Origin of the sequence: Ferriphaselus amnicola (assembly GCF_000974685.2) — a bacterium.
Lineage (GTDB): Bacteria > Pseudomonadota > Gammaproteobacteria > Burkholderiales > Gallionellaceae > Ferriphaselus > Ferriphaselus amnicola.
This window is the reverse complement of the sequence record NZ_AP018738.1, coordinates 524,157-548,790: the sequence shown is the minus strand read 5'-3', so window position 1 is coordinate 548,790 and position 24,634 is coordinate 524,157. Positions and strand designations below refer to the sequence as shown.

Below are 24,634 nucleotides of genomic sequence, written 5' to 3'. Positions count from 1 at the left end.
GCAATTGCCACGCACTTGTCGTGATGGGCGCGTCGTCTCGTCTAGGCTGGCAGAGCGCAGGCTTCCGCTATAATCGCGGCCATGTCCACCATCCGCCCCCTGCCCGAACTGCTCATCAATCAAATCGCCGCTGGCGAGGTGATCGACCGCCCTGCTTCCGCACTTAAAGAGTTGATGGAGAACAGTCTGGATGCGGGCGCAACCGACATCGCGGTGCAACTAGAAAGCGGCGGCATCAAGTTGCTGCGCGTGCGCGACAACGGCGGCGGCATCGCCAAGGATGAACTGGCACTGGCCTTGCAGCGCCACGCCACCAGCAAGATCGCCACGCTGGACGATCTGCAATGCGTCTCCAGCATGGGATTTCGCGGCGAGGCACTGGCCAGCATGGCGGCAGTAGCACAGCTATCGCTGAGCAGCCGCACCGCGCAGGAAGCACACGGCTGGAAGGTCGAGACGATGGACGGACATCTCTCCGAACCCGCGCCCGCCGCGCATCCGCACGGAACCAGCATCGAGCTACGCGAGCTGTATTTCAACACCCCGGCACGGCGCAAGTTCCTCAAGTCGGAACCGACCGAGTTCGCCTGGTGCGAAGAGGTGTTCCGCCGCGTCGCGCTGTCGCATCCCGAGATCAGCTTCAGCCTGACGCACAACGGCAAGACTATCTGGCAGTTGCCTCCACACACGCCCGCCGGACGCGTTGCCGCGATTCTGGGCGATGAGTTTGGCCTAGCTGCCGTGGCGGTAGAACGTCAGGCGGCGGGATTCACTCTGACCGGCCTCGCCGCCCTGCCCGCTTATTCGCGCAGCAGCCGCGACGCGCAGTATTTTTTCGTCAACGGCCGATTCATCCGCGACAAGGTGTCCAGCCACGCGCTGCGCCAAGCGTATCAGGACATTCTGCACGGCCAGCGCCATCCGGCTTTCGTGCTATTCCTCGAACTGCCGCCGGAGCGGGTGGACGTGAACGTACATCCGGCCAAGAGCGAAGTCCGCTTCCGCGACAGTCAGGCGATCCACTCCTTCTTGTTCCACACAGTACAGGACGCGCTGGCTGCGCCGAATGCCGAGGTCGCCGCACCGCAACCAGCCGTTGTGCAAAGCCCTGCACCCAACTCGGCCAGTTCGTGGCTGCCGCCGCGCCAGCAGACCATGCCACTGCAAGCTGCCGAGCCGCTGGCTTTTTACGACGCGCTGTTCGGTCGCCGCGACACCGCGCCTCAAGCCAAACCCCAGATCACCCCGCCCAACGAGCCCGTCGAACACGGCGCGCCTCCGCTGGGTTTCGCCCTAGCTCAACTTTCCGGCATCTACATACTGGCGCAGAACGCACACGGGCTAATCGTGGTCGATATGCACGCCGCGCACGAGCGCATCGTCTATGAGCGACTGAAGACCGCCTTCGACGCGCAGGGCATTCCCACCCAGCCGCTGTTGATTCCGGTGACGTTCGCCGCCGAAGCGTTGGACATCGCCACCGTGGAAGAAGCGCAGGATGCGTTGCGCCAGCTCGGTTTTGACCTCGCCCCGATCTCGCCCACCGTGCTGGCAGTACGCGCCATGCCCGCGCTGCTCAAGCAGGCGCAAGCCGAAGCCGCCGCACGCGAAGTGCTGCACGAATTGCGCGAATTCGGCGTCAGCCGTGCGCTGACCGAGCGCCGCAATGAACTTCTGGCGACGCTAGCCTGTCACAGCGCCGTACGCGCCAACCGCCAGCTGACCCTGCCCGAAATGAACGGCCTGCTGCGTGACATGGAACAGACCGAGCGTGCCGATCAGTGCAATCATGGTCGCCCGACTTGGTTCCAGTTGACCATAGCCGAGTTGGACGCGATGTTCATGCGAGGAAAGTGAGGAAATCATGAGTAACGGAATCCATATCGTTTGCCCCCATTGCGAGGCGATCAACCGCGTTCCAGCCGACAAGCTGGGCGATCAGCCGACTTGCGGCAAGTGCAAGTACCTGCTGTTCTCCGGACATCCGCTGGAGCTGAACGAAAGCAACTTCGAGCGCCACATCAGCCGCAACGACATTCCAGTGCTGGTGGATTTCTGGGCACCTTGGTGCGGCCCATGCCAGATGATGGCGCCCGCCTTCGCCCAAGCCGCACAACGTCTGGAGCCCAATTTCCGCGTCGCCAAACTGAATACCGAAGAAGCCCAGATGCTGGCTGGCCGCTTCAATATCCGCAGTATTCCCACACTGGCCTTGTTCAAAGGTGGCCGTGAAGTGGCACGCCAAACCGGTGCAATGGATGCCAACGGCATCGTCAACTGGAGCAGATCTAAATCATGAGAACTGCACTTGGCATCGCACTCCTCGCCCTCCTCATCGGCTGCGCCGAAGATCCCTATCGTGCCGTCTATGATGGCGTGAAGAATCGCAATGAAGCGCTCAAAACACCGAGCGACCGAGCCATGTCATCTCCTGCGCCCAGTTACGATGCCTACCGAAAAGAGCGCGAGCAACGCGAAAAATCAAGCGAATAACCCTGAAGTTCCCCTAAGTATTGTCGATACCACGTATTCGGAGTAGGGTTCAGTCCACTTTGATTCTTCACGAGTAGCGCATCGATTCGTTTTGCGCGCCTTGACGAACATTTCCCGGGGAGGGAGTCATGAAGTACGCACAGGAACGCACCGCCAGCGGCGAGATTTTGCGCTTGGTCATCCAAAAGATGGCCGCGCAACCCGCCGCTTTTGCACCGCTGAACTATACCGTCTGGTACGAACATCTGGCGGGCATCAACCCCGAGTTGTCAATGGCAATGGAGCGACTGCTCAGTGCGGACAAAAAGCTGGATGATGCTGTAATTGAAAAGCTCTACGCCCAGTTCATTTCCGAGTCTGATCTCAAAGCTGAACTTGCATTCCAAGATGGCATGAAGCAGCTACTAGGAAAAGTCGCCAGTTTTGCAGAGCAAGCTGACCAACAGGTCAGCCAATTCGGCAACAGCCTGCAAAACTATAATGATGCGTTGCGCCCCGACATCGATCTGAGCAAATTAGAAGCCATGATCGGCAATATGAGCCAAGATACCCAGAAGATGCACGGCTCCATGCAACATCTGCAATCGCAACTGGAGGCCAGCAAGCAAGAAGTCGAGAAACTGAATAAGGAACTTAAGTCAGCGCAAGGTGAGGCATTGACCGATCCACTCACAGGCGTGGCCAACCGCCGAGGTTACGAAACCAAAGCCAAGGCCATCCTCGCCGACTCCGCCGTTGTCGCCAAAGGCATTTCCATGCTGATGCTGGATATTGACCACTTCAAAAAGGTGAACGACACCTTCGGCCACTTGTTCGGTGATAAAGTGATTCAGGCCGTCGCCTCCATGCTCAAGACCAAGGTCAAAGGGCAAGACATCGTTGCCCGACTCGGCGGTGAAGAGTTCGGCGTGCTCTTGCCAGAGACTGACATCAAAGGCGCGTTTGTAGTTGCCGAGCAGATTCGGCAAGGCATAGAGAAAAGCAAGATACGCCGTCAAGATGCGCAAGACCCCATCGGTGGCGTCACCATTTCCATCGGTGTAGCATGCTTTAGTGGCGATCTCACGCTACTGATGGATCAGGCCGACAAAGCACTTTATGCCTCCAAGCAGGGTGGACGGAATCGCACCACTGTTTTTGGTCAAAAATAAGCTCAAGCCAGACTAGCGACTGCCGATAATCAGGCGTATCTCTCTACGTGGAGGCCGCCATGAAAATCTCCAATTCGACTCTGGACTTACAGTCTAGCCATGCCCAGTCCAGCCGACTGGAAGTCAAAGAATCCCTGCGCATGTGGGTCGGACAGCGACCGCCACAACGCGGAGAATCGGCTCCACCTCCCCCTCCACCAAGAAGTACCGTGAACATTTCGGATGCTGCACGAGCACGCCAAGCTGGAGATGCGAGCGCGATCGAGAATGCGGCCCAAGATGCCCAAAGCCAACCCGAGATGCAGCTATTGATCTCGCTGGTCGAAGCCCTGACTGGTCATAAGGTCACGCTGTATAAACCCGAGAGCCAAGGAACCACAACCGCTAGCGATACGCCCGTCGCCGCTGCCGCATCCAATGAACAACAGCCGCAGCGTCCCGCCGGATACGGCGTGGAATATGACCACAGCGAGACCTACAGTGAGTCGGAATCGACCACTATGCACGCCAGCGGCACGGTCAAGACCAGCGACGGCAAGGAGATTTCTTTCCAGATTGATTTATCCATGCAGCGCCAATACACCGAAACCAGCAGCGAGAGCATCCGACTCGGTGATGCCGTACGCAAGACCGACCCGCTGGTCATCAATTTCAACGGAACCGCTGCGCAACTGCAAGACCAACGCTTCGCTTTCGACCTCAACAGCGACGGACAGAACGAGCAGATCAACATCCTCGCTTCCGGCAGCGGCTATCTGGCTCTGGACAAGAATGCCGACGGCAAGGTCAACAATGGCAACGAACTGTTCGGCACCCTCAGCGGTAACGGCTTTGCCGACCTCGCCAAATACGACAGCGACCAGAACGGCTGGATCGACGAAAGTGACCCCGTGTTCAAACAACTCAAGGTAATGACGCAGGATGCCAAGGGTGTAGCGACACTGAGCTCACTCGCTGAGAAAGGCGTAGGTGCAATCTCGCTCGGCTCTATCGCCACTCCGTTCGACATCAAGAACACATCCAACCAGTTGCTGGGCAGTGTGCGTAGCAGCGGCGTGGTGTTGAATGAGAACGCCACCGCAGGCACGGTGCAGCAGATCGACCTGACGGCTTAGGCCAGCGGTTTCCTCGCCACCAAGTCGATCAGCGCCGACATGCCGTCGTGCCCTGCGCCTTCGTGGATGATGCTGTCGTGTTCCCGCAAAAGCAGAATTTCCATGTCGGAAAACTCGGCGCGCAACATCGCTTCGGTGTAAAGATTCTCGGCCTGTGACGGCCCGCCAGTGCGGTATTCGAGCTGGCGCGGCGTGTAACCTTGCAGCAACAACAGCCCGCCAGATTTCAGGCAGCGCTTAATATTGGCAAACATCTGCTCACGCAAACCGGGCGGGGTGAACTGAATGAAAATCGCCACCACCACGTCGAAGCGGGCGACTCCCCAATCCCATTGCATCAGGTCAGCCTGCTCGAAAGCCACCGCCACGCCACGCTCTCCGGCCAGCTTCTGCGCCTTGGCGATGGCGACCGGCGAGCTGTCCACCGACAATACATTCAGTCCGTGCTCAGCCAGCCAGACTCCGTTGCGGCCTTCGCCATCAGCCACCGCCAAACAACTCATGCCCGAATGTAGCCGCTCATGCTGCGATTGTAGAAATGCGTTCGGCTCGGTACCAAAATGGTAATCCTCGCCAGCATAACGCTCGTTCCACACACTCATACGCCCCCCAACAGGTACCACCACGCACTGAGCGTGAAAAAAGAAAGGATCAATCCGACCGCCACCATCAGCGTTGCCAGCGGCGGATCGAGATCGTGTTCGCTGGCCACGATGGCGGCAGTGATCATCGGCGGCATGGCAGCCTCGAACAGCGTCACTTGAATACTTTGCCCGTGTGCGCCCAGCAGCGGAACGTAAAGCAGATAGATCGCCAGCGGCGCAAGAATGAGTTTGAAGCCCAGCCCAAGGGCGAGGTTGCGACGATGCTCGGCAATATGCCCGAGGCGCAGTTGCAGGCCGACCGACAGCAAAGCAAGTGGTGCTAAGGTATCGCCCAGCCGCTTGAGCAAAGCGCTGAACCAGTCCGCATATTCCACGGGGATCAGCAACAAAGCCAACAGCAGCGAGATGAACGGCGGGAACAGCACGATGCGCTTGACGATCTGCGCCGCCGTCGGTCGCCCTGAGGAATAGATGCCCGCGAAGGTGATGCCCAATACGGACAGCGCGAAGAATGAACCCAACTGGTCGGCGATGATGGCCGTGGTCAGCCCCTCCTTGCCATAGAACGCCTCGACCATCGGCAGCCCGAAGAACGAGGTGTTACCCAGCCCGCCAACTAGGATCAGCGCCCCCACCGTCGCGCGCGGCAAGTTGAGCCAGCGCCCTACCAGCCAGAAGAACCCCGCCGACAAGCCGAACTCCAGCCAGGCCATCATGCCCGTGAGCAGCACGTCGCCGGAAAGTTTGAGTTGATGGATGTAGAGCAGCGTCAGCGCGGGCAGCGAAACGTGGATGATGAAACTGTTCAGCGTCGCCGGCGCGTTGTCGGGCATCCGCCGGAATCGCTTCAACAACATCCCGGCGATAAAACAGAGAATGAGCAGGAGGAGGTTGTTCAACCCTCTCCCCTTCCCCCTCTCCCGCAAGCGTGAGAGGGGTATGAGCGGCTACGACCCCTCGCCCCGAGAGGAGAGGGAGCAGGGAGAGGGTGCATCATATTGCGTGTTACGCCGGCACGTTCGCCGAAATGAACGCCTTCAGTATCGCCACGTCCGCATCCATTTTCACACAGCGTTGCGGCAGGTCTTCGATGCCTTCCAGTGCGGCGGGACGTTCGGGCTGACGACCCAAGGCTTCGACGATGGTTTCTTCGAATTTAGCGGGCAGCGCGGTTTCCAAGCAGATCAGTGGCAAGCTGGGGCGGCGTTGCTCTAGGCCGACCTTGAGGCCATCGGCCGTATGCGTATCAACCATTACGCCGTATTCCTCCCACATCTCGCGGATGGTCTTGAGGCGATCTTCGTGCGTGCTCTTGCCGGAAGAAAAGTGGAACTTCGGCAACGCGTGCCAATAATCCGTGCCCTTGATGGTGAACGCGGCTGCGTCAGGTGCCGCACCCGCATCTACCTTGCTCCAGAATTCGCGTACTTTCGCGCCGTCGCGCCCGACCAGATCGAACACGAAGCGCTCGAAGTTGGATGCCTTGGAAATATCCATCGACGGACTGCTGGTCTCATAAGTGTGCGCCGTGCCGCGTGGACGATACACACCGGTGCGAAAGAACTCGTCCAGCACGTCGTTCTCGTTGGTCGCCAAGATCAACTGGCCGATAGGCAAACCCATCATGCGCGCGATGTGGCCTGCGCAGATGTTGCCGAAGTTGCCGGACGGCACCGAGAACGCCACCTGCTCATCGTTGGACTTCGTCGCAGCGAAATAGCCCTTGAAGTAGTACACGATCTGCGCCGACACGCGCCCCCAGTTAATGGAGTTCACCGTACCGATCTTGTGCGCAGCTTTGTAAGCATGGTCATTCGACACCGCCTTCACCAGATCCTGCGCATCGTCGAACATGCCGTTGACAGCGATGTTGAAGATGTTCGGATCTTGCAGCGAATACATCTGCGCACGTTGAAACGACGACATTTTGCCGTTCGGCGACAGCATGAACACGCGGATGCCGCGCTTGCCGCGCATCGCGTATTCCGCCGCAGAACCGGTGTCACCCGAAGTCGCACCGAGGATGTTCAACTCAGCATGGTCTTTCGCCAACGCGTACTCGAACAGATTGCCCAGCAACTGCATCGCCATGTCTTTGAACGCCAGCGTCGGACCGTTGGACAGCTCCAGAATGTACACACCGTCCGTCACCTTGCGCAGCGGCGTGACATCGGCAGCATTGCTGTCGGCACGGCCATTGCAATACACCTCGGCGGTGTAGGTCTTGCTGATGATGGCGCGCAGGTCATCCACCGGAATGTCGGTAGCGAACTTGGACAGCACCTCGAACGCGAGATCGGCATAGGACAGATTGCGCCAAGCATCCAACTCAGCTCGCGTCACCTGCGGATAGTGCTCCGGCAGATACAGCCCGCCATCCGGTGCGAGCCCGCCGAGCAGAATTTCGGTAAAGGTTTTGGCGGGGCTATTGCCGCGTGTGGAGATGTATTTCATCTTACTTTCCCAGCTCTTCCAGCCTCAACTTCGTCACTTTCCCTGCCACCACACCCAGCGCTTCAATCTTAACAATCGCTGCATTTATACGTTTCTCGCGGGTCTGGTGGGTCAGCATGATGAGGTCGGTCTGGGTTTCGCCTTCGCCGGGTTCTTTTTGGATCACGGCGTCGATGGAGATTTGCTCGTCGGCCAAGATGCGGGTGATGTCGGCCAACACGCCGGGCTGGTCTTGCACACGCAGGCGCAGGTAGTAGCTGGTCGTCACGTCGTCCATCGCCAGAATCGGCAGATCGGCCATGGCATTGGGCTGGAAGGCCAGATGCGGCACGCGATTCTCTGGGTCGGCGGTGTGCATGCGGGTCACGTCCACCAAGTCAGCAATGACAGCGCTGGCGGTCGGTTCGGCCCCTGCTCCTTTGCCGTAATACAGTGTCGCGCCGACGGCGTCGCCCTGCACCAGCACGGCGTTCATCGCGCCTTCGACATTGGCGATCAGGCGCTTGGCCGGGATCAGCGTCGGATGCACGCGCAGCTCCACCCCTTCCGGCGTGCGTTTGGTGATGCCCAGCAGCTTGATTCGGTAGCCCAGTTGTTCGGCGTACTTGATGTCGGCGGCGTCCAGCTTGGAGATGCCTTCGATGTAAGCCTTGTTGAACTGCACCGGCGTGCCGAAGGCGAGCGCGGACAGAATGGTGATCTTGTGCGCGGCGTCCACGCCTTCGATATCGAAGGTCGGATCAGCTTCGGCGTAACCCAGACGTTGCGCTTCTTTCAGCACGGTGTCGAAGCTCAGGCCCTTGTCGCGCATCTCGGACAAGATGAAGTTGGTGGTGCCGTTGATGATGCCGGCGATCCACTCGATGCGATTGGCGGTCAGCCCTTCGCGCACCGCCTTGATGATGGGGATGCCGCCCGCGACCGCCGCCTCGAACGCGACCATCACGTTCTTGTCTTGCGCCGCCTTGAATATCTCGTTGCCGTGCGTCGCCAGCAGCGCCTTATTCGCCGTGACGACATGCTTGCCATTCGCAATCGCCTTCATCACCAGCTCTTTGGCCACACCGTAGCCGCCGATCAGTTCGATGACGATGTCCACTTCAGGGTCGGCCACCACAGAAAAAGCATCATCCGTCACGCGGCAAGCGCCACCAGTCACCTTGTTGGCCAGCTCCAGATTGCGATCCGCCACCACGGTGATGCGGATGGGACGACCGGCACGGCGAGTGATCTCTTCCGCGTTGCGCTGCAATACGGTGAATGTGCCACCACCGACGGTGCCGATGCCTAACAGGCCTACATTGATTGGTTTGGTTGCGGCATAACCTTCGCTATGCTCAGGTGAGCCTTCACCGAAACTCGCTTTGCTCGTTTTCATTTTGATGCCTTTAGTTGTAGGGTGGGCACGTATTCGTGCCCACCGTTAATCCGCGTGAGCACGAAGCGTGCCCACCCTACTTTCTTAATTTGAACCGTGACGCTTGCGATAGCTTTCCAGAAAGCGTGCGATGCGGCTGATCGCATCGGTCAAGTCATCTGAATTGGGCAAGAACACAATGCGCAAATGATCGGGGCTCTTCCAATTGAAACCGCTACCCTGCACCACCAGCACCTTCTCGGTTTCCAAGAGTTCGAGGATGAACTTCTGGTCGTCTTCGATGGGGTACATCTTGGGGTCGAGCTTGGGGAACAGATACAGCGCCGCCTTCGGTTTGACGCAGGTCACGCCGGGAATCTCGGTCAGAAGCTTGTACGCGAGATCGCGCTGTTTGGCTAGACGTCCGCCGGGCGCGACCAGATCGTTGATGCTCTGATAACCGCCCAGCGCCGTCTGGATCGCGTACTGCCCCGGCACGTTGGAGCACAGGCGCATCGAAGCAAGTATGGTCAACCCGTCGATGTAGTCTTGCGCCGGTTTCTTGTTGCCGGAGACCACCATCCAGCCCGAGCGGTAGCCGCAAGCGCGGTAGTTCTTGGACAGGCCGTTGAGCGTGACGAACAGCACGTCGTCCGCCAGCGAGGCGATGGAAGTGTGCATCGCTGCGTCGTACAACATCTTGTCGTAGATCTCGTCGGCGAAGATGATGAGATTGTGCTCGCGGGCGATCTGGATGATGTCGTGCAGCAGCGCGTCGGAATACAACGCGCCGGTCGGATTGTTCGGGTTGATGATGACGATGGCGCGTGTGTTCGGCGTGATCTTGCTGCGGATGTCAGCCAGATCCGGCATCCACTCGTTCGCCTCGTCGCAGATGTAATGACGCGCCGTACCACCGGCCAGCGTCACTGCCGCCGTCCACAGCGGATAGTCAGGCGCAGGCACCAGCACTTCGTCGCCGGTATTGAGTAAGCCCTGCATCGCCATCACGATCAGCTCGGATGCGCCGTTGCCGATGAAAATATCTTCCAGACCCACACCCTTGATGCCCTTCTGCTGGGTGTAGTGCATGATGGCCTTGCGTGCAGCGAACAGCCCTTTGGAATCGGAATAGCCAGAGGAATTCGGCAGATTGAAGATCACATCCTGCTGGATCTCTTCCGGCGCATCAAAGCCGAACGGCGCCAGATTCCCGATGTTCAGCTTGATGATGCGATGACCTTCTTCCTCCATCTGCTTGGCTCGCGCCATGACAGGGCCGCGAATGTCGTAGCAGACGTTGGCCAGCTTGGCAGATTTCAGCACTGGGCGCGAGACGGGATCGTTATTGGCTTGCATGACTTCTTTCATTCAAACGCAGCCCGAGAACACGGTGGTAAAATCCGCCGCAATCAAAAACGGGAACTGCAAAGGTCGCGATTTTACCGCGCCAGAACCCCGCACAGCAAATGGAGTCAGCAGATGAAGCTACATCTCACCAAAACCGGCAATCAAAACACCTTCACCGGACACGGCCCAGGCTACGTTGCCGTCAACGGCCTGCACTACGAACAAGCACTGGTGGTCATGGCTGGACAGGTGCGTACAGACTGGAACGTGAGCGACTTCGACGCACTCACCGAAGCCCATTTCGACTACTTTCTGGAACTAAAACCGGAAGTCCTGCTGCTCGGCACCGGCAACCAACAACGCTTCCCGCACCCGCGTCTGTATCGCCGCCTGATCGAGGCGGGCATCGGCATCGAGTGCATGGACACCGCAGCCGTCTGCCGCACCTACAGCATCCTCGTCGCCGAAGACCGCCACGTCATCGCCGCCGTTCTGATGCGTTAATCGCCAGTTTCGGTTACCATACGCGCCCGCTGCAAGTTCACCCCAGCAGCGGCACACCTGAAACACCTCGGAAGCTTGGCAGAGTGGTCGATTGCACTAGTCTTGAAAACTAGCATACCGAAAGGTATCCAGGGTTCGAATCCCTGAGCTTCCGCCAGAATCTGGCTCAAAACAGAACGGTTCCCACAGCCTCACGTCAGACTGGGCAACAACCGAGCCCACCAAGTTGCCCCCCATATCGCCCTCGCAATTAACCTTACTTATCCTTTTTGCGGTGTACTACTCTCACATTCATTAGAACAGAGCGTAGGCGAACCCAATGAGCAATGCTCCGGCCAGAATATCGGACCACACTTGCATCCACAAAGGCGGATTAGACATAGAAATTGGACCAAACATGTAATTGACACCACGAATCCGACTTGAGTAATAGTCCACGCACAACAATACTGCCAAAATTTTACCTACATTATCAAACATGTAGACATACCCAGATTGTGGCGACAGTGCCCATGCCAAACCAAATAGAAAAAAATTGCACACCATAAAGCAATCAATAAGTAAGTTTGAAAAGATAGTTTAATTGTCACTTTCATTCACAATGATCAAGAAACACCCGAGGTATCCAGGGTTCGAATCCCTGAGCTTCCGCCAGAATCTGGCTCAAAACTGAGCCGCTATATCCGCCTCACGTCAGACTACGCACACAACCGAACCCACCTCCCGGCGTGCGGAAATTGGTGGTCTGGCCCTGATAGAGCCGCGCCGCGACCAACTGGATCTGGCCGTCATAGACGTAACAACGCACATCGTATTTGAGCGCGGCATCGCCCTCCGCTTGCGGGACAAGGCGCTCACCGGGCACAGCCAGCCGCTGCGCGACGTAGTCGCCTTGCAATATCTCAGCGAACACCCGCTTAGTCAGCTTGTCGCCACGATACGCGCCCTTACTACCGTAGCCACTATTGGGCTTGAAGAACCACTGCTTGCGCTCGGCCCAGAGCTGCTCCTCCATCTCAGGTTTTACCATCAATGTCTGCGGCACACCTGCTTGCAGCATGGCGATGTCAGCAACATCCGCACCCAGCGCGTGCAACGCAACCGCATCTGTTAGCCGCGCCAGATTACGCTTATCGGCATAGCGGGCATACGCCTCGGGATGGGGTGTCAGCACCACGCGCCCAGCCGACATCGCCTCGAGCAAGTTGGGGGTGCTTGCCAGCGAGAAATCGGTCAGCCGGTTGTAGATCAGATCGATCTTAGCGGCCCCGAGATACAGACCGTCGCTGCGCAACTCAAAGGCCGACGGATCAGCGATCATCGCTGTGATGCCCGCCCGCTCGAACATCGCCTTAGCCAGCAAGAATTCGGGATAGAGGTATTGCGACTCAGGCTGTTCGTCCACAATGGCCACCGTCTTGAGCGGCACATCACCCCGCGCCCGCCGCCACTCGTTCAGAAACATCTCAAGGAAAACCTGCTCGGGGTGAGGCACTGCCAGCGACGTACCGGGAAGCACCGGTGCCTGCTGGCTCTCAAGCAACAAGGCATTCAGAAAACCGCCGCCCGCATTGGTGTTGATCTCGATCAAGTGCGCGCCGTCGGCATTGAGGTGAAAGTCGTAACCGAAGAACACGCCTTGAGCGCCGCTCGAAGACGCCACCGCCGACCACCCCGGCAAGCTCACCACGCGCTCCACGGCCGCAATCACCGCGCGCATCTGCTCCACCTGAGTTGCCGAGGCAAACACCATCACATCTGAGTACAAATGTGGGCAGCGTTCAGCGACCAACTCCGCGATCCCCGCCTGTTGCAACTGCGACTCCAGCGCCGCCCGATCGATCAGCGCCGACCGACTCTCGGCATTCAACGACATCACCTGCATCTCATCCACCACGTCTTCACCCAAAATCCACTCGCTACTTATCAAAGTGACTCGAAAATCCCCGCCGCGCCCATGCCCGTGCCGATGCACATGGTCACCATGCCATAGCGCTGTTGGCGACGGCGCAGGCCGTGCAGCAAGGTCGCAGTGCGGATCGCGCCAGTCGCGCCCAGCGGATGACCCAGCGCGATCGCCCCACCCAGCGGATTGACTTTGGCGGGATCAAGACTGACCTCCTGCATCACCGCCAGCGCCTGCGCGGCGAACGCCTCGTTCAGCTCGATCCAGTCCATATCGCCAAGTGCCAACCCAGCCTGCGCCAATGCACGCGGGATCGCCTCTTTCGGGCCGATGCCCATGATCGAAGGTTCCACGCCCGCTACGCTATAGCTGACGAAGCGCGCCAGCGGCGTCAGATCATAGCGCTTCAGCGCCGCTTCCGAACACAGCAGCACCGCCGCTGCGCCGTCCGACATCTGCGAGCTATTGCCCGCCGTCACGGAACCCTCGCGAGCAAACGCCGGTTTAAGTTTTGCCAAGGCTTCCAGCGAGGTATCGGCGCGCGGACCTTCGTCCTGCGCCACGTCACGCACCTTGAGCGAGGCTAGCCGGGTCAGCAGATCAGCCGTTCTTTCTTCGATGCGAAAGGGTGAAATCTCGGCGACAAACTCGCCGTTGGCCTGCGCTGCCAAGGCACGCTGATGGCTGCACAGCGCGAATTCGTCTTGCGCCTCGCGCGACACCTGCCAGCGCGCCGCCACTTTTTCCGCCGTCAGCCCCATTCCGTAGGCGATGCCGAGATGCTCGCTACCCGCAAACACCGCAGGATTGTAAGACGGCTGGTGGCCGCCCATCGGCACCAGACTCATGCTTTCGACCCCGCCCGCCAGCACCACCTCCGCTTCACCCAAGCGGATACGATTGGCCGCCTGCGCCACCGCCTCCAGCCCAGACGCGCAGAAGCGATTCACCGTCACGCCCGGCACGCTATTCGGCAACCCAGCCAGCAACAACGCCATGCGCGCCACGTTCAAACCTTGCTCCGCTTCCGGCATGGCGCAGCCAACCACCACATCGGCGATCGCCGCAGGATCAAGTGACGGCGCTTGCGCCAACACGCTGCGCAACACATGCGCCAGCAAGTCGTCTGGACGAGTCGCGTGGAACATCCCGCGCGGCGCTTTACCCACCGGCGTGCGCGTTGCGGCAACGATGTAGGCTTCCTGAATCTGTCTGTTCATGCTCGCCCCCGCATCACTTTGCCCGTATCTCGTTCAAACCCCAGATCCAGTCTGACAAGCGCATCTTGCCTTGCAAGGCCAACTGCTCTTTTTGCGGCCACAGCAGGATGAACGGGCCTTTGTCGGCATAGCTGATGGGACGGCCATTCAAGCGAGTCGCCAATATCGCCGGGCTGGACTCGATGTCCGATGCGGACAGATTGTCGCGGTAGCCGTCGAGGGCGACGAGAGAGAGCGGCCGCCCGATGAGCTTTTGTGCCTTGAGTAAGTCCGTCAGCAACACGCCCTGAAACGTGCCGCGCTGCCCCCAATGCGTCGTCAGCGTGGTCTGGTAGATCGGCAGGCGCTCGATCTCTGCTTGTGTCAGCTTGACCGGCTTGCTCCCTCCAGAAATCAATAGTTCGGCGACGGAACCGGTCAACGATGCGAGCGGGTTTTTTAGCGCCGCATAGTCAGCCGCGCTAGCCGACGGTAACCAAGCAAGTAGTGACAGTGCAAACAGTGTGCGCAGAAAAGTCATGCTCAATTCCTCAACGGTTTGCTGTGTTTCAGCATGTGTTCGATACGCGCCTGAGTCTTGTCGGTGGCGAGCAGCTCCATGAAATGGCGGCGTTCGAGGTCGAGCAGCCATTGTTCATCCACCCGCGTGCCCGCATCCACGTCGCCGCCACACATCACTTCGGCGATGCGGCTGGCGATGTCGTGGTCGTGCTCGGAGATGAAGCCACCTTCGAGCATGTTCACGATGCCCACCTTGAGCGTCGCCAATGCACTGCGCCCTGCGACGGGGAACAGCTCGGCTTGTGGCGGACGGTAAGCCGTAGCGGCAAGCGCGGCAATCTCTTGCTTGGCGACGTGCAGCAGCTCGTAACGATTCATCACGATGTGATCGCCGGGACGCAGATAGCCCAGTTCGCGCGCCATTTCGGCACTTTTTGAAACGTCGCTCATGGCGATCTGCGTGAAATTACGTTTGAGGAAATGAAACACGTCGCCACCTTGGGCAGCCTGCGCAGCGCGCAGCGCCATTTCTTTACAGCCGCCGCCCGCTGGCAGCAAGCCGACGCCGATCTCGACCAGCCCGATATAGCTTTCCAGCGTGGCAACGATGCGCGCGCAGTGAATAGCCACTTCGCAGCCACCGCCCATCGCCAGGCCATCCACTGCCGCGATCACCGGCACCTGCGCGTACTTGAGGCGCATCGTGGTGCGCTGGAATTGGGCGACGACTTCTTCCACGCGCGGCACGTTGCCGACAGCTGCATCAAGCAGCTCACCCACCCCACCGCCACCCGCCACGGTGTATTTGACTCGGCTGGCGACTTGCTTGAGCTTACCGAGCAGACCGGCTTCGGGCGGATCCTCGCGCACGCCTTGCATCACTTGCAACAGATTCGCGCCCACCGAGAACGGCGGCTCGGCCTGCCAGATCACCAGCCCGCTGAAATGCGCCTCGGCCTCGTCCACCGCACGCTGAATGGCGTCCAATACGCCACTGCCGATGGTGTGCATCTTGGAATGAAAGCTGAGAATGGCGATGTCGTCGCCCATGTGCCACAGCCGCGCATCCTCCGTCTCGAAGATGGTTTCGCCGTACTGGCTCGTCTCGCCATAGAGTTGGGCGGGGAAAAGCTGGCGGCGATAGACGGGGAGCGTAGAACGAGGCTGCTGACTGGCGTCCACAGGCGCATAGGATCCTTCTTGTGTATGCACGCCCGTCCGATCCGCTTCCAGCGCCCAGCCCGGCAATGGCACGTTAGCCAGTGCACGGCCTGCGGCGATGTCCTCGGAAATCCAGCCGGCCACTTGCTGCCAGCCCGCCGCCTGCCATATCTCGAATGGCCCTCTATCCCAGCCAAAGCCCCAGCGCATGGCGAAATCAAGGTCACGGGCGTTGTCGGCGATGTGTTCGAGCTGCCAGGCGCAATAGTGAAACACGTCGCGGAACACCGCCCACAGGAACTGCGCCTGCGGATGGTTACTGGCATGCAGCGCGGACAATTTCCGAGTCCAGTCGCGCTCGCGCAGAATGTTCTGCACCTCGTCCGCCGCTTTGCCTGCGGACAGCCGATACTCGCCGCTGTGTCGGTCGAGCACGTGGATATCCTTGCCAACCTTGAGATAGACGCCGCGCTTGCTCTTCTGCCCCAGCGCGCCTTCCGCCACCAGCCGCTCGAACCAGTCCGGCAGCGCGAACATCGCATGCCAAGGATCGTCGCGCAGCGTCTCACGCATCATGGCGACAACGTGAGCGAAGATATCGAGGCCAACCACATCCAGTGTGCGGAAGGTGGCACTCTTGGGACGACCAAGGTAGCGCCCGGTCAGCGCATCCACAGTGTCGAAGCTCAGCCCGAACGTCTGCGCGTGATGCTGGGTGGCGCGCATGGAAAATACGCCAATGCGATTGGCGATGAAGCTAGGCGTGTCCTTGGCGCGCACCACGCCCTTGCCCAACGAGGAAACAAGGAAGGTTTCGAGCTGGTCGAGCATCGCTGCTTCCGTGTCACGGCTGGCGATCAGCTCGACCAGATGCATGTAACGCGGCGGGTTGAAGAAATGGATGCCGCAAAAACGGTGGCGAAGCTGTTCAGGGAATGCCTGCGCCAGCGTGTTGATGGACAAGCCAGAGGTATTGCTGGCGAAGATGGCACGTTCGCCGAGGTAAGGTGCGACCTTGCGGTAGAGATCGGACTTCCACTCCAGCTTCTCGGCGATGGCCTCGATCACCAGATCGCAGCCGCGCAACTTGTCCAGATGGTCGGCATAGTTAGCTGGCTGGATGATAGCCAGCTTGGCAGGACTAGCCAGCGGCGCGGGGTCGAGATTTTTCAAGACATCCAATGCCTTGACCACATTGGCATTCGAATCGCCCTCGGCAGCACCCGCAAGGAGTACGCCGGTGGGTTCCCCGCCGCTACGCAGCGAACCTTCCGCAGGAAGCTCGAACAGCAGCGTCTGCACACCGGCATTGGCCAGATGCGCCGCGATCTGCGCGCCCATCACTCCCGCTCCCAGCACCGCCGCACGGCGAATAAAGAAACCTGATTTCATCTGCAACGCTTTCAATAGCGCCCTCCCGTGATCGGGCGGGCGAAAGTACGATCAGAAACCGTGACTGTATTGCATTCCCAGAATGTTCGACGACAGCGAAGTGAACGTTCCCACCAGATTACCCGATGCTGTAGCGGTTTTATTGTCGGCGATCGGCGCATTGGCCATGAACAAATGGGCGTAACTCACATCCAGCGCATTATTCTGATCAAACTTGTATTGGCCACCCAGCGCCAGCCAGATGCGATTTTGATCGGGCATACGAGCAGTGCGGAACGTATCAGATACAGGCGTCTGATCGTAAGCCACCCCGATACGGGCGGTGCGCTGTGTGTCGTAGTGGTAGTTGGCTCCGACCGCCACTCGCGTGGTATCACGCCAATTTTCCGGTGTTGTGGAGAGTGCTACTCCATTCGCACCCCGCACGACCAGACTCTGCACAGAACTCCAGCCAGTACGGGTGATGTCAGCCATCACATCCCAGTGATCGTTCATCTGGTGAAACAAGCTAAGCGACAGCGTATCAGGCACTTTGAGCGCCAGCGTCGCGGGAGCGTTACTCACTAAACCTGCCAGCGCGGGCGGCACAGCAGTAAAACTGACCGTGCCACTGAGGGTGTACTTGATGGCGGAGCGATAAGCCAAGCCGAATCGGGTCTGCGGTGTGACGTCCAGCATCAAGCCAAAGTTGTATCCCCAAGCGTTGTCGCTGCCACTCATGGTAGTTATACCTTGCAAGTTTGGTCCCAATCCACCGCCAGCCAGTGCGCTGTAATTCACCTGATTGCTCAACTCGCCCTTAATGCTCTGGTAATTCAATCCAGCCGCCAGCGTCAATGCATCGGTTGCCCGCCAAGATAGGGCCGGGTTTAGATTCATGGTGGAGATCGCAGATTTGGTCGCCTGAAAGCGCCCCACCCAAGTATCGCCATAATCCGTCTGCAAGCCAAAGGGGACGTTCACCCCGAAACCGGCGTGCCAAGTCGGGGAAAGCTCGCTCGATAAGAACAGGGCGGGGATGTAGTTCATTCCACCGGGATCACCGCCATTACCACCCACCGTTTGCAATGGCGCGTAATTCGCTGCGGTCATGTTGGGTGTGAACGAAGCGGAAGGTCGCACGGCGCTCGCCATCACCACGAACTGGCTACCATGCAAATGACTCATACCCGCCGGGTTGGAGTAAATCGTGCTGGCATCTTCGGCACTGGCCGTACCTGCGTAGGCCGTACCTAAACCACTAACGCTGGATTCAGACACGGCGAACCCACCTGAACCAGCGACTGCCGAAGGTATAGCTAACACCCATGCCAAACTCACCAGCAAGATCGAACTTTTTGATGTGTGTCGCATCATCCCTCCATTCTCAATGACAGACGGAGATAGTCTGCCTGCGCGCATCACCGCTACTGCAATCCAGTCTTGCCTAGCTTGGTCATAAAGCCTGGAATCGCACTCGCCACACCTGCGCCAAAGCGCTGCGCCAAACGGTCAGCCAGACCCTCATGCACGGTGAAATCGACGATGTTCTCCGCCTTGATGATGTCGCGCGCCACAAAATCCAAACTACCCACAGCATCAGCCAAGCCCAGTTCGATGCTACGCTCGCCCGTCCACACCAAGCCGCTGAACATCTCGGGGGATTGCTTCAGCCGGCTGCCTCGCCCCTGCCGCACCACATCGATGAATTGCTGATGGATCTCGCCCACCATCTGCTGGGCGTACTCCTTATGCGCTGGACTCGCTGGTGAGAAAGGGTCAAGAAAGCCCTTGTTATCGCCCGCCGTGATCAAACGCCGCTCCACGCCCAACTTCTCCATCGTGCCGGTAAAACCGAAACCGTCCATCAACACGCCGATGGAACCGACCATGCTCGCCTTATTGACGAAGATCTTGTCCGCCGCTGCTGCGACGAAATAGCCGCCGGAAGCACAAATGTCCTCGACCACTACGTACAAGGGGATATTGGGATACTTGGCGCGCAGACGACGAATCTCGTCGTTGATGTAACCGGCCTGCACCGGACTGCCGCCAGGACTATTGATACGCAACACCACGCCCTGCGTGTGCGCATCCTCGAAGGCATTTTGCAGGCTGCTGATGATGTCGTCGGCATTCGCCGCCGTATCCGAAGCGATCACGCCATGCAGATTGACCAAGGCTGTGTGATTGCTACCGCCGATGCCCGCCTCTTTCTTGGTTTCGCCCCAACCCATGAGCAGATAGAGCAGGATGAACAGATAGCCGAAGGTCAGCACCTTGAACAAGATGCTCCAGTGCCGTGACCGACGCTGCTCCTGAATCGCCGACATCGCCAGTTTCTCCAGCACACCACGTTCCCAATTATTGTTTTGCTCAGACATACTCACCTCATTTCGCCGCTAGGCATTCTCGCGCAACCAGATGCGCAACGCCACAAAATCATCCACCAACGCCAAGGGCTCAAGCGCACGTAGAGTCTCTTCGGGATGCGCGCCATGCGTCATGCCTAGCGCATCCACTCCGGCATTGAGCGCCAGTTGCAGATCGTGCGTGGTATCGCCGATCATCAGCACGCGCTCGGGTTGCACCTTCAACTCATCCATCAGCTCGATCAACATCGCCGGATGCGGTTTGGACTGCGTTTCATCGGCAGTGCGAGTGGCGTGAAAATAGTGGCGTAAACCGCTGGAATCCAACACCCGATCCAGCCCGTTGCGATTCTTGCCGGTCGCCACAGCTAGCAGATAGTTCGCCGCCTGCAACTCCTGCAAGGTCTGCTGCGCACCTGCGTACAGCGGGATCGCATCGCCCCTGAGTAAATAGTGGTGACGATAGCGCAATGCCAGATCACCATACTGATGCTCCGGCAAGGTCGGCACCGCCTGACGCAGGGCCTCGTTCAAACCCAGTCCGATCACATGACGCGCCGTCGCGTCATCCGGCTCGGCCACCCCCAGATCGCGGCAAGCCGCTTGGATGGAATCGGCGATGACGGCCGTGGAATCCATCAGCGTGCCGTCCCAATCGAACACTATCAAATCGTATCGTTTGCTCATTGCTATCCTTCAAAACAGGCGTGGATATTAACACGTAGCTCAAAATCGCCGCCCCTGTGCGACAATCCGCGCATGAACTCTACCCATGCCCCCACCACTTTTTTGCTGTATTGCCGTCCCGGTTTTGAGCGCGACTGCGCTGAAGAGGCGCAACGCCACGCACCGCGTAGCGAGATCGTCGAAGCCACTGAGAACAGCGGCTTCGTGCGTCTGCGCACCGCAGGCAAGCCGGATTACAACGCGCTGATCTTTGCCCGCCAGGTGATACGCGAGCTAGGCCATGTCGAAACCCTGCCCGAGCGCGATCGGCTCACGCCCATCCTTGCCGCACTCCCGGTAGCGCCGGAGAAGTTCAGCGCACTGTGGCTAGAAACACCGGATACCAACGAAGGCAAGGAGCTGTCGAGCTTCACCCGCCGATTTGCCCCGCTACTGGAAGAGGCGCTGAAATCCGCTGGACGGCTGGCTGAGTCCGCCAGCTTGCCGCGCTTGCACCTGTTCTTCCCCAATCGCCAGCGCGTCATCGTCGGCAGTACCGAACCCAGCAAGAGCGCAGCTTGGCAGATGGGCATCTTGCGCCAGAAGATGCCGCCGGAAGCGCCCAGCCGCTCCACCCTAAAACTCTCGGAAGCGTTCGAAGTGCTGCTGGGCGCAGACCAGACACGCTTGCTGCGTACCGGCATGACGGCGGTGGATTTAGGAGCAGCACCCGGAGGCTGGAGCTGGCAGTTGATCCGGCGCGGCATCAAGGTCATCGCCATCGACAACGGCCCGCTCAAAGGTGCGGTGCTCGGCCATCCGCTGGTCGAGCATCTGCGTGTCGATGGCTTCCGCTACCGCCCGCGCCGTCCGGTCGATTGGCTGGTGTGCGACATGATCGAACGCCCGCAGCGCGTTGCCACCTTGATGGCGGACTGGATAGGCAGCGGCACAGCGCAACACGCCATCTTCAACCTGAAGCTGCCGATGAAGAAGCGCGTCGAAACGGTCTATACCGCCCTCGCCGACTTGCGCAAACAACTGGACGAAGCTGGCGTGCGCTACCGACTGGTCGCACGCCAGCTCTACCACGACCGCGAAGAGATCACGGTGTATCTGGGACGAGCAGGCGGAGGACGCAAGAAGTGAGTTCGCTGCCACCTGCCATCTTTCTGATGGGCCCCACCGCCAGCGGCAAGACCGCCGTGGCGGTGGAGTTGGCGCAACGCTTGCCGGTGGAGCTCATCAGCGTCGATTCCGCCTTGGTCTATCGCGGCATGGACATCGGCACGGCCAAGCCGGATGCCGCGACGTTGGCACATGCTCCACACCATCTGATCGACATCATCGCCCCCACCGAAAGCTATTCCGCTGCCGCCTTTCGCCATGACGCGCTGCGGTTGATGACCGACATCACCTCGCGCGGCAAGATACCGCTGCTAGTCGGCGGCACCATGTTGTACTTCAAGGCGTTGCGCGAAGGACTGAGCGAGTTGCCGCAGGCCGATCCGGCGATACGCGCCCAACTCGATGCCGAGATCGCCGCACACGGCATCGAGCAGATGCATCAAAAACTGGCCGAGATCGACCCCGAGACCGCCGCCCGTCTGCACAACACCGACACCCAGCGCATCCAGCGCGCGATGGAGATCTATCTCATTTCCGGGCAATCGATGTCGTCGCTGTTCGCCCGCCAGACCAGCTACGCACTTCCCTACTCCGTCACGTCCATCGCCCTGATTCCCAGCGACCGCGCCGTGCTGCACGCCCGCATCGCTACGCGTTTTGAAACCATGCTGAAGCACGGATTGCTGGAGGAATTGAGCCAACTGCGCAAGGATTACCCCGCGCTGCATCCCGACCTGCCGTCCATGCGCTGCGTCGGCTACCGGCAAGCTTGGCAATTTCAGCAAGGTGAGATCGACGAACAAGGCTTGCAGGAAACTGGCATCGCCGCTACCCGTCAACTGGCGAAGCGGCAACTTACCTGGCTGCGAGGCATGGATGACGTGATTGGAGTTGATTGTCTGCAAGCCGACCTCACTCAGCAAGTGTTCAAAACCGTGCTGAATCAGCCAAACTAGAATAAAGCGCGTAAAGCATCGGTCAAGTGGCGATAGTGAAATGCGTAGCCAGTCGCCTCGATACGCCTAGGCAGCACTCGCTGCCCGTCGAGTAACAAGCTGGCGCGCTCGCCCAAGGCAATACGCAACAGCGGTGCTGGCGCGGAAAACACTACGCGACCTCCCGTCAACTGGCTCAAGGTGCGCACAAATTCAGCGTTGCTGACCGGCTCTGGGGCAGTCAAGTTGTAAGCCCCGTGCGCTTGAGCATCGTTCAACAGACGCAGCACGATCTGCACATAATCGTCGATATGTATCCAACTCATCCACTGCTCACCGTGCCCGAAGCGCACGCCGATGCCAAAGGGCAAACGCATTTTGGCTAGCAAACCGCCATCATCACTCAGCACCAAACCGGTACGCAGCAAACACACCCGCACGCCTAAGGTGGAGGCCGCAAGCGCAGCGTGCTCCCACGCAGCACACAATTCTGCCGAGTAACCGCTGCCGCCTGCAGCCGCCTCATCCAGCGTGAGTGCCTGCCGATTGCCGTAGTAGCCTATCGCCGATCCACTCAACAGCACGCTCGGTCGCACGTGTGCGGCCGCGATCTTTTGCACCAACTGCTGGGTGAGTGTGACGCGGCTATCCCACAGAGTTTGCTTGCGCTTGGCCGTCCACGCAGCATCCGCGATCGGCTCACCCGCTAGGTTGATCACGGCATCGAATGCCTGCTCCGGCAACCATTCATCCAGCGAGGCCATCGCTGCCACCGCTGCACCACAGAGACGCGCCACAGTCTCAGGATGCCGACTCAATACCGTCAACTGATGGCCTTGCGCCAGCAAGGTACGACACAGGCTACGTCCAATCAAGCCCGTGCCGCCGGTCAGTAAAATTCGCATAGAACTCCTTAGGCCAATTTGAACATCGCCAAAGTCAATTCGCGTGCTACAGCGTGATCGACGATGGGCGGCGGGTAATCCTGCCCCAATACGACACCGCTGCGCCATTGCTCATCCGCACTCATTTCCCACGGTGCATGCAAGTAGCGAGCGGGACAACCAGCGAGTTCAAGTATATAGCGGCGGATGAATTTTCCGTCGGGGTCGAAGTTCTTCGACTGAGTGACCGGATTGAAGATGCGAAACCAAGGTTGGGCATCGCAGCCGGTCGAAGCCGCCCACTGCCAGCCGCCGTTATTCGCCGCCAGATCGAAATCCAGCAGATTCTCTGCGAACCACGCCTCGCCCCAGCGCCAGTCGATCTGAAGATCCTTGACCAGGAACGAGGCCGTCACCATGCGCAAGCGGTTGTGCATGAAGCCGGTCTGCGCGAGCTGGCGCATTCCGGCATCGACCAGCGGATAGCCCGTCTGCCCAGCTTTCCAAGCGGCGAACCACTCCACATTGTTGGTGAACGCCAGATGCTCGAACTGCGGCTTGAACGCGTGGCCAACCACGCGCGGGTGGTGGTAGAGCAGCATCTGGTAGAAATCGCGCCAGATCAGTTCGGACAGCCAAGTTTGTGCGCCCTGACCGCCTCGGCAGTACGCCTCGCGTGCCAGACTGCGGATGGAAATCGTACCGAAGCGCAGATGCGGCGCGAGGTAGGACACGCCCTTCACCGCCGGAAAGTCACGCTGCTCATGGTAACGCGCCATCCGCTGCTGGAAATCCTCAAACAAGCGCATCGCGCCAGACATGCCGATCGGCATCTTCAGTTGCGATAGATTGGTCGGCTGAAAGCCTAGTTCGGCCAAACTAGGCAAGCGTAGCGGCGGCACCTGAGCCAGCGCAGCGAAATACTGCTCGGTCGGATAAGCGCGCAGATGATAGTCCGTCAGCCGTTTCAGCCAAGCATTCTTGTACGGCGTGAATACATTGAACGGCGTACCGCCGCCGGTCAGCACCTCGTCGCGCTCGAAGATCACTTGATCCTTGAAATCAAGCAGACCAATCCCCGCAGACTGTAAACGCTCCCGTACTGCCTCGTCCCGCGCAATCGCCTCCGGCTCGTAGTCGTGGTTCACATACACCGTCTGAGCGCCCAGCTGCACAGCCAGTTGCGGAATGAGTACTCGCGGATCACCGTGCAAAACGTGCAAGGCACTGCCCTGCGCGTGCAAGGCCTCGGACAGCTCGCGCACCGCCTGCCAGATAAACTCCACCCGCCGATCAGATTTATAGGGCAGCGTGTCTAGGATCGTCGTATCGAACACGAATACACAATGTGTCGCATCGCTGGATTTCAGCGCATGGTAAAGCGCGGCGTGGTCATGCAAGCGCAGGTCGCGCCGGAACCAGCATAACGAGATTCGCGAGTCTGGCATGGAAGCTCTCTGA

At 59.3% G+C, this 24,634-nt stretch carries 22 protein-coding genes and 1 tRNA gene; 9 read left to right on the top strand and 14 right to left on the bottom strand.

All coding sequences use genetic code 11. The features are described from left to right. Positions 1-81: 81 nt before the first annotated feature. The 5 genes from mutL (at position 82) to OYT1_RS02595 (ending at position 4,759) form a co-directional block, all read left to right on the top strand. Complete coding sequence (mutL, locus tag OYT1_RS02615) at positions 82-1,857, top strand: DNA mismatch repair endonuclease MutL (RefSeq protein ID WP_062625472.1); 1,776 nt, start codon at positions 82-84, stop codon at positions 1,855-1,857. Between the two features lie 7 nt (positions 1,858-1,864). Further along, on the top strand, positions 1,865-2,299 hold the full coding sequence (gene trxC, locus OYT1_RS02610; protein WP_062625473.1) for a thioredoxin TrxC: 435 nt from the start codon (positions 1,865-1,867) through the stop codon (positions 2,297-2,299). Beyond that, positions 2,296-2,493 (top strand): hypothetical protein, encoded by a 198-nt coding sequence (locus OYT1_RS02605; protein WP_062625474.1) that lies wholly within the window; start codon positions 2,296-2,298, stop codon positions 2,491-2,493. Before trxC ends, OYT1_RS02605 begins: the two co-directional genes overlap by 4 nt. A gap of 128 nt (positions 2,494-2,621) precedes the next feature. Further along, on the top strand, positions 2,622-3,644 hold the full coding sequence (locus tag OYT1_RS02600; protein WP_062625475.1) for a diguanylate cyclase: 1,023 nt from the start codon (positions 2,622-2,624) through the stop codon (positions 3,642-3,644). A gap of 59 nt (positions 3,645-3,703) precedes the next feature. Further along, complete coding sequence (locus OYT1_RS02595) at positions 3,704-4,759, top strand: hypothetical protein (RefSeq protein ID WP_062625476.1); 1,056 nt, start codon at positions 3,704-3,706, stop codon at positions 4,757-4,759. Here the strand turns inward: OYT1_RS02595 and OYT1_RS02590 are convergent. The 5 genes from OYT1_RS02590 to OYT1_RS02570 all read right to left on the bottom strand — a co-directional run bounded on the left by OYT1_RS02590 (position 4,756) and on the right by OYT1_RS02570 (position 10,534). Beyond that, positions 4,756-5,361 carry an SAM-dependent methyltransferase gene (locus OYT1_RS02590; protein ID WP_062625477.1) on the bottom strand — a complete coding sequence of 202 codons (606 nt, stop codon included), beginning with the start codon at positions 5,359-5,361 and terminating at the stop codon, positions 4,756-4,758. The two genes, OYT1_RS02595 and OYT1_RS02590, sit on opposite strands and share 4 nt — an antisense overlap. After that, entirely contained in the window at positions 5,358-6,263 is a 906-nt protein-coding gene (locus OYT1_RS02585) for an AEC family transporter (protein WP_062625478.1), read from the bottom strand. Before OYT1_RS02585 ends, OYT1_RS02590 begins: the two co-directional genes overlap by 4 nt. 106 nt (positions 6,264-6,369) lie before the next feature. Continuing rightward, positions 6,370-7,818 carry a threonine synthase gene (gene thrC / locus OYT1_RS02580; RefSeq protein ID WP_062625479.1) on the bottom strand — a complete coding sequence of 483 codons (1,449 nt, stop codon included), beginning with the start codon at positions 7,816-7,818 and terminating at the stop codon, positions 6,370-6,372. 1 nt (position 7,819) lies between these two features. Beyond that, the gene (locus OYT1_RS02575) at positions 7,820-9,196 is read right to left on the bottom strand and encodes a homoserine dehydrogenase (protein WP_232013214.1); all 1,377 of its coding nucleotides are present in this window, start codon (positions 9,194-9,196) and stop codon (positions 7,820-7,822) included. Between the two features lie 84 nt (positions 9,197-9,280). Next, positions 9,281-10,534: a pyridoxal phosphate-dependent aminotransferase gene (locus OYT1_RS02570; RefSeq protein ID WP_062625871.1), complete on the bottom strand. Its 1,254-nt coding sequence runs from the start codon at positions 10,532-10,534 to the stop codon at positions 9,281-9,283. 123 nt (positions 10,535-10,657) lie between these two features. Here OYT1_RS02570 and OYT1_RS02565 point away from each other — a divergent pair, with 123 nt between their 5' ends. Beyond that, positions 10,658-11,029, top strand: coding sequence for an Mth938-like domain-containing protein (locus tag OYT1_RS02565; RefSeq protein ID WP_062625480.1), 372 nt, complete (start codon positions 10,658-10,660; stop codon positions 11,027-11,029). A 69-nt stretch (positions 11,030-11,098) separates the two neighbouring features. Then, positions 11,099-11,186 (top strand) — tRNA-Ser (locus OYT1_RS02560). Positions 11,187-11,717: 531 nt separating this feature from the next. Here OYT1_RS02560 and OYT1_RS02555 read toward each other — a convergent pair. From OYT1_RS02555 to OYT1_RS02525, 7 genes are read right to left on the bottom strand one after another with little or no spacing between them, the layout of a single operon-like run. Next, entirely contained in the window at positions 11,718-12,959 is a 1,242-nt protein-coding gene (locus tag OYT1_RS02555; protein ID WP_232013213.1) for an ATP-grasp domain-containing protein, read from the bottom strand. Further along, positions 12,956-14,155 (bottom strand): acetyl-CoA C-acyltransferase, encoded by a 1,200-nt coding sequence (locus OYT1_RS02550; protein WP_062625481.1) that lies wholly within the window; start codon positions 14,153-14,155, stop codon positions 12,956-12,958. Before OYT1_RS02550 ends, OYT1_RS02555 begins: the two co-directional genes overlap by 4 nt. A gap of 13 nt (positions 14,156-14,168) precedes the next feature. After that, entirely contained in the window at positions 14,169-14,675 is a 507-nt protein-coding gene (locus tag OYT1_RS02545; RefSeq protein WP_062625482.1) for a hypothetical protein, read from the bottom strand. 2 nt (positions 14,676-14,677) lie between these two features. After that, positions 14,678-17,209, bottom strand: coding sequence for a 3-hydroxyacyl-CoA dehydrogenase/enoyl-CoA hydratase family protein (locus tag OYT1_RS02540; protein ID WP_062625873.1), 2,532 nt, complete (start codon positions 17,207-17,209; stop codon positions 14,678-14,680). A gap of 51 nt (positions 17,210-17,260) precedes the next feature. Further along, positions 17,261-18,562, bottom strand: a complete 1,302-nt coding sequence (locus tag OYT1_RS02535; protein ID WP_062625874.1) for an OmpP1/FadL family transporter — start codon at positions 18,560-18,562, stop codon at positions 17,261-17,263. Between the two features lie 53 nt (positions 18,563-18,615). After that, positions 18,616-19,572 (bottom strand): S49 family peptidase, encoded by a 957-nt coding sequence (locus OYT1_RS02530; RefSeq protein WP_062625483.1) that lies wholly within the window; start codon positions 19,570-19,572, stop codon positions 18,616-18,618. Between the two features lie 18 nt (positions 19,573-19,590). Further along, positions 19,591-20,247: an HAD-IA family hydrolase gene (locus OYT1_RS02525; protein ID WP_062625484.1), complete on the bottom strand. Its 657-nt coding sequence runs from the start codon at positions 20,245-20,247 to the stop codon at positions 19,591-19,593. 72 nt (positions 20,248-20,319) lie between these two features. Between OYT1_RS02525 and rlmM the strand changes: the two genes are divergently transcribed. After that, the gene (gene rlmM / locus OYT1_RS02520) at positions 20,320-21,375 is read left to right on the top strand and encodes a 23S rRNA (cytidine(2498)-2'-O)-methyltransferase RlmM (RefSeq protein ID WP_062625485.1); all 1,056 of its coding nucleotides are present in this window, start codon (positions 20,320-20,322) and stop codon (positions 21,373-21,375) included. Further along, complete coding sequence (miaA, locus tag OYT1_RS02515) at positions 21,372-22,310, top strand: tRNA (adenosine(37)-N6)-dimethylallyltransferase MiaA (RefSeq protein WP_084611882.1); 939 nt, start codon at positions 21,372-21,374, stop codon at positions 22,308-22,310. Before rlmM ends, miaA begins: the two co-directional genes overlap by 4 nt. Here the strand turns inward: miaA and OYT1_RS02510 are convergent. Both OYT1_RS02510 and OYT1_RS02505 read right to left on the bottom strand, forming a co-directional pair. Then, a complete protein-coding gene (locus tag OYT1_RS02510) occupies positions 22,307-23,194 on the bottom strand; it encodes a TIGR01777 family oxidoreductase (protein WP_062625486.1) in 888 nt (295 codons plus the stop codon). The genes miaA and OYT1_RS02510 overlap by 4 nt on opposite strands. An 8-nt stretch (positions 23,195-23,202) precedes the next feature. Continuing rightward, positions 23,203-24,621 carry a cryptochrome/photolyase family protein gene (locus tag OYT1_RS02505; protein WP_062625487.1) on the bottom strand — a complete coding sequence of 473 codons (1,419 nt, stop codon included), beginning with the start codon at positions 24,619-24,621 and terminating at the stop codon, positions 23,203-23,205. Positions 24,622-24,634 lie beyond the last annotated feature (13 nt).

Excerpts from the sequence above, each read along its gene's own strand:
- trxC (WP_062625473.1), top strand. The coding sequence starts at position 1,865 with ATGAGTAACGGAATCCATATCGTTTGCCCCCATTGCGAGGCGATCAAC.
- OYT1_RS02570 (WP_062625871.1), bottom strand. The coding sequence starts at position 10,534 with ATGCAAGCCAATAACGATCCCGTCTCGCGCCCAGTGCTGAAATCTGCC.
- mutL (WP_062625472.1), top strand. The coding sequence starts at position 82 with ATGTCCACCATCCGCCCCCTGCCCGAACTGCTCATCAATCAAATCGCC.
- OYT1_RS02550 (WP_062625481.1), bottom strand. The coding sequence starts at position 14,155 with ATGAACAGACAGATTCAGGAAGCCTACATCGTTGCCGCAACGCGCACG.
- OYT1_RS02540 (WP_062625873.1), bottom strand. The coding sequence starts at position 17,209 with ATGAAATCAGGTTTCTTTATTCGCCGTGCGGCGGTGCTGGGAGCGGGA.
- thrC (WP_062625479.1), bottom strand. The coding sequence starts at position 7,818 with ATGAAATACATCTCCACACGCGGCAATAGCCCCGCCAAAACCTTTACC.
- OYT1_RS02510 (WP_062625486.1), bottom strand. The coding sequence starts at position 23,194 with ATGCGAATTTTACTGACCGGCGGCACGGGCTTGATTGGACGTAGCCTG.
- OYT1_RS02505 (WP_062625487.1), bottom strand. The coding sequence starts at position 24,621 with ATGCCAGACTCGCGAATCTCGTTATGCTGGTTCCGGCGCGACCTGCGC.
- OYT1_RS02535 (WP_062625874.1), bottom strand. The coding sequence starts at position 18,562 with ATGCGACACACATCAAAAAGTTCGATCTTGCTGGTGAGTTTGGCATGG.
- OYT1_RS02595 (WP_062625476.1), top strand. The coding sequence starts at position 3,704 with ATGAAAATCTCCAATTCGACTCTGGACTTACAGTCTAGCCATGCCCAG.
- OYT1_RS02605 (WP_062625474.1), top strand. The coding sequence starts at position 2,296 with ATGAGAACTGCACTTGGCATCGCACTCCTCGCCCTCCTCATCGGCTGC.
- OYT1_RS02575 (WP_232013214.1), bottom strand. The coding sequence starts at position 9,196 with ATGAAAACGAGCAAAGCGAGTTTCGGTGAAGGCTCACCTGAGCATAGC.
- OYT1_RS02545 (WP_062625482.1), bottom strand. The coding sequence starts at position 14,675 with ATGACTTTTCTGCGCACACTGTTTGCACTGTCACTACTTGCTTGGTTA.
- OYT1_RS02525 (WP_062625484.1), bottom strand. The coding sequence starts at position 20,247 with ATGAGCAAACGATACGATTTGATAGTGTTCGATTGGGACGGCACGCTG.
- OYT1_RS02600 (WP_062625475.1), top strand. The coding sequence starts at position 2,622 with ATGAAGTACGCACAGGAACGCACCGCCAGCGGCGAGATTTTGCGCTTG.
- OYT1_RS02530 (WP_062625483.1), bottom strand. The coding sequence starts at position 19,572 with ATGTCTGAGCAAAACAATAATTGGGAACGTGGTGTGCTGGAGAAACTG.
- OYT1_RS02590 (WP_062625477.1), bottom strand. The coding sequence starts at position 5,361 with ATGAGTGTGTGGAACGAGCGTTATGCTGGCGAGGATTACCATTTTGGT.
- rlmM (WP_062625485.1), top strand. The coding sequence starts at position 20,320 with ATGAACTCTACCCATGCCCCCACCACTTTTTTGCTGTATTGCCGTCCC.
- OYT1_RS02565 (WP_062625480.1), top strand. The coding sequence starts at position 10,658 with ATGAAGCTACATCTCACCAAAACCGGCAATCAAAACACCTTCACCGGA.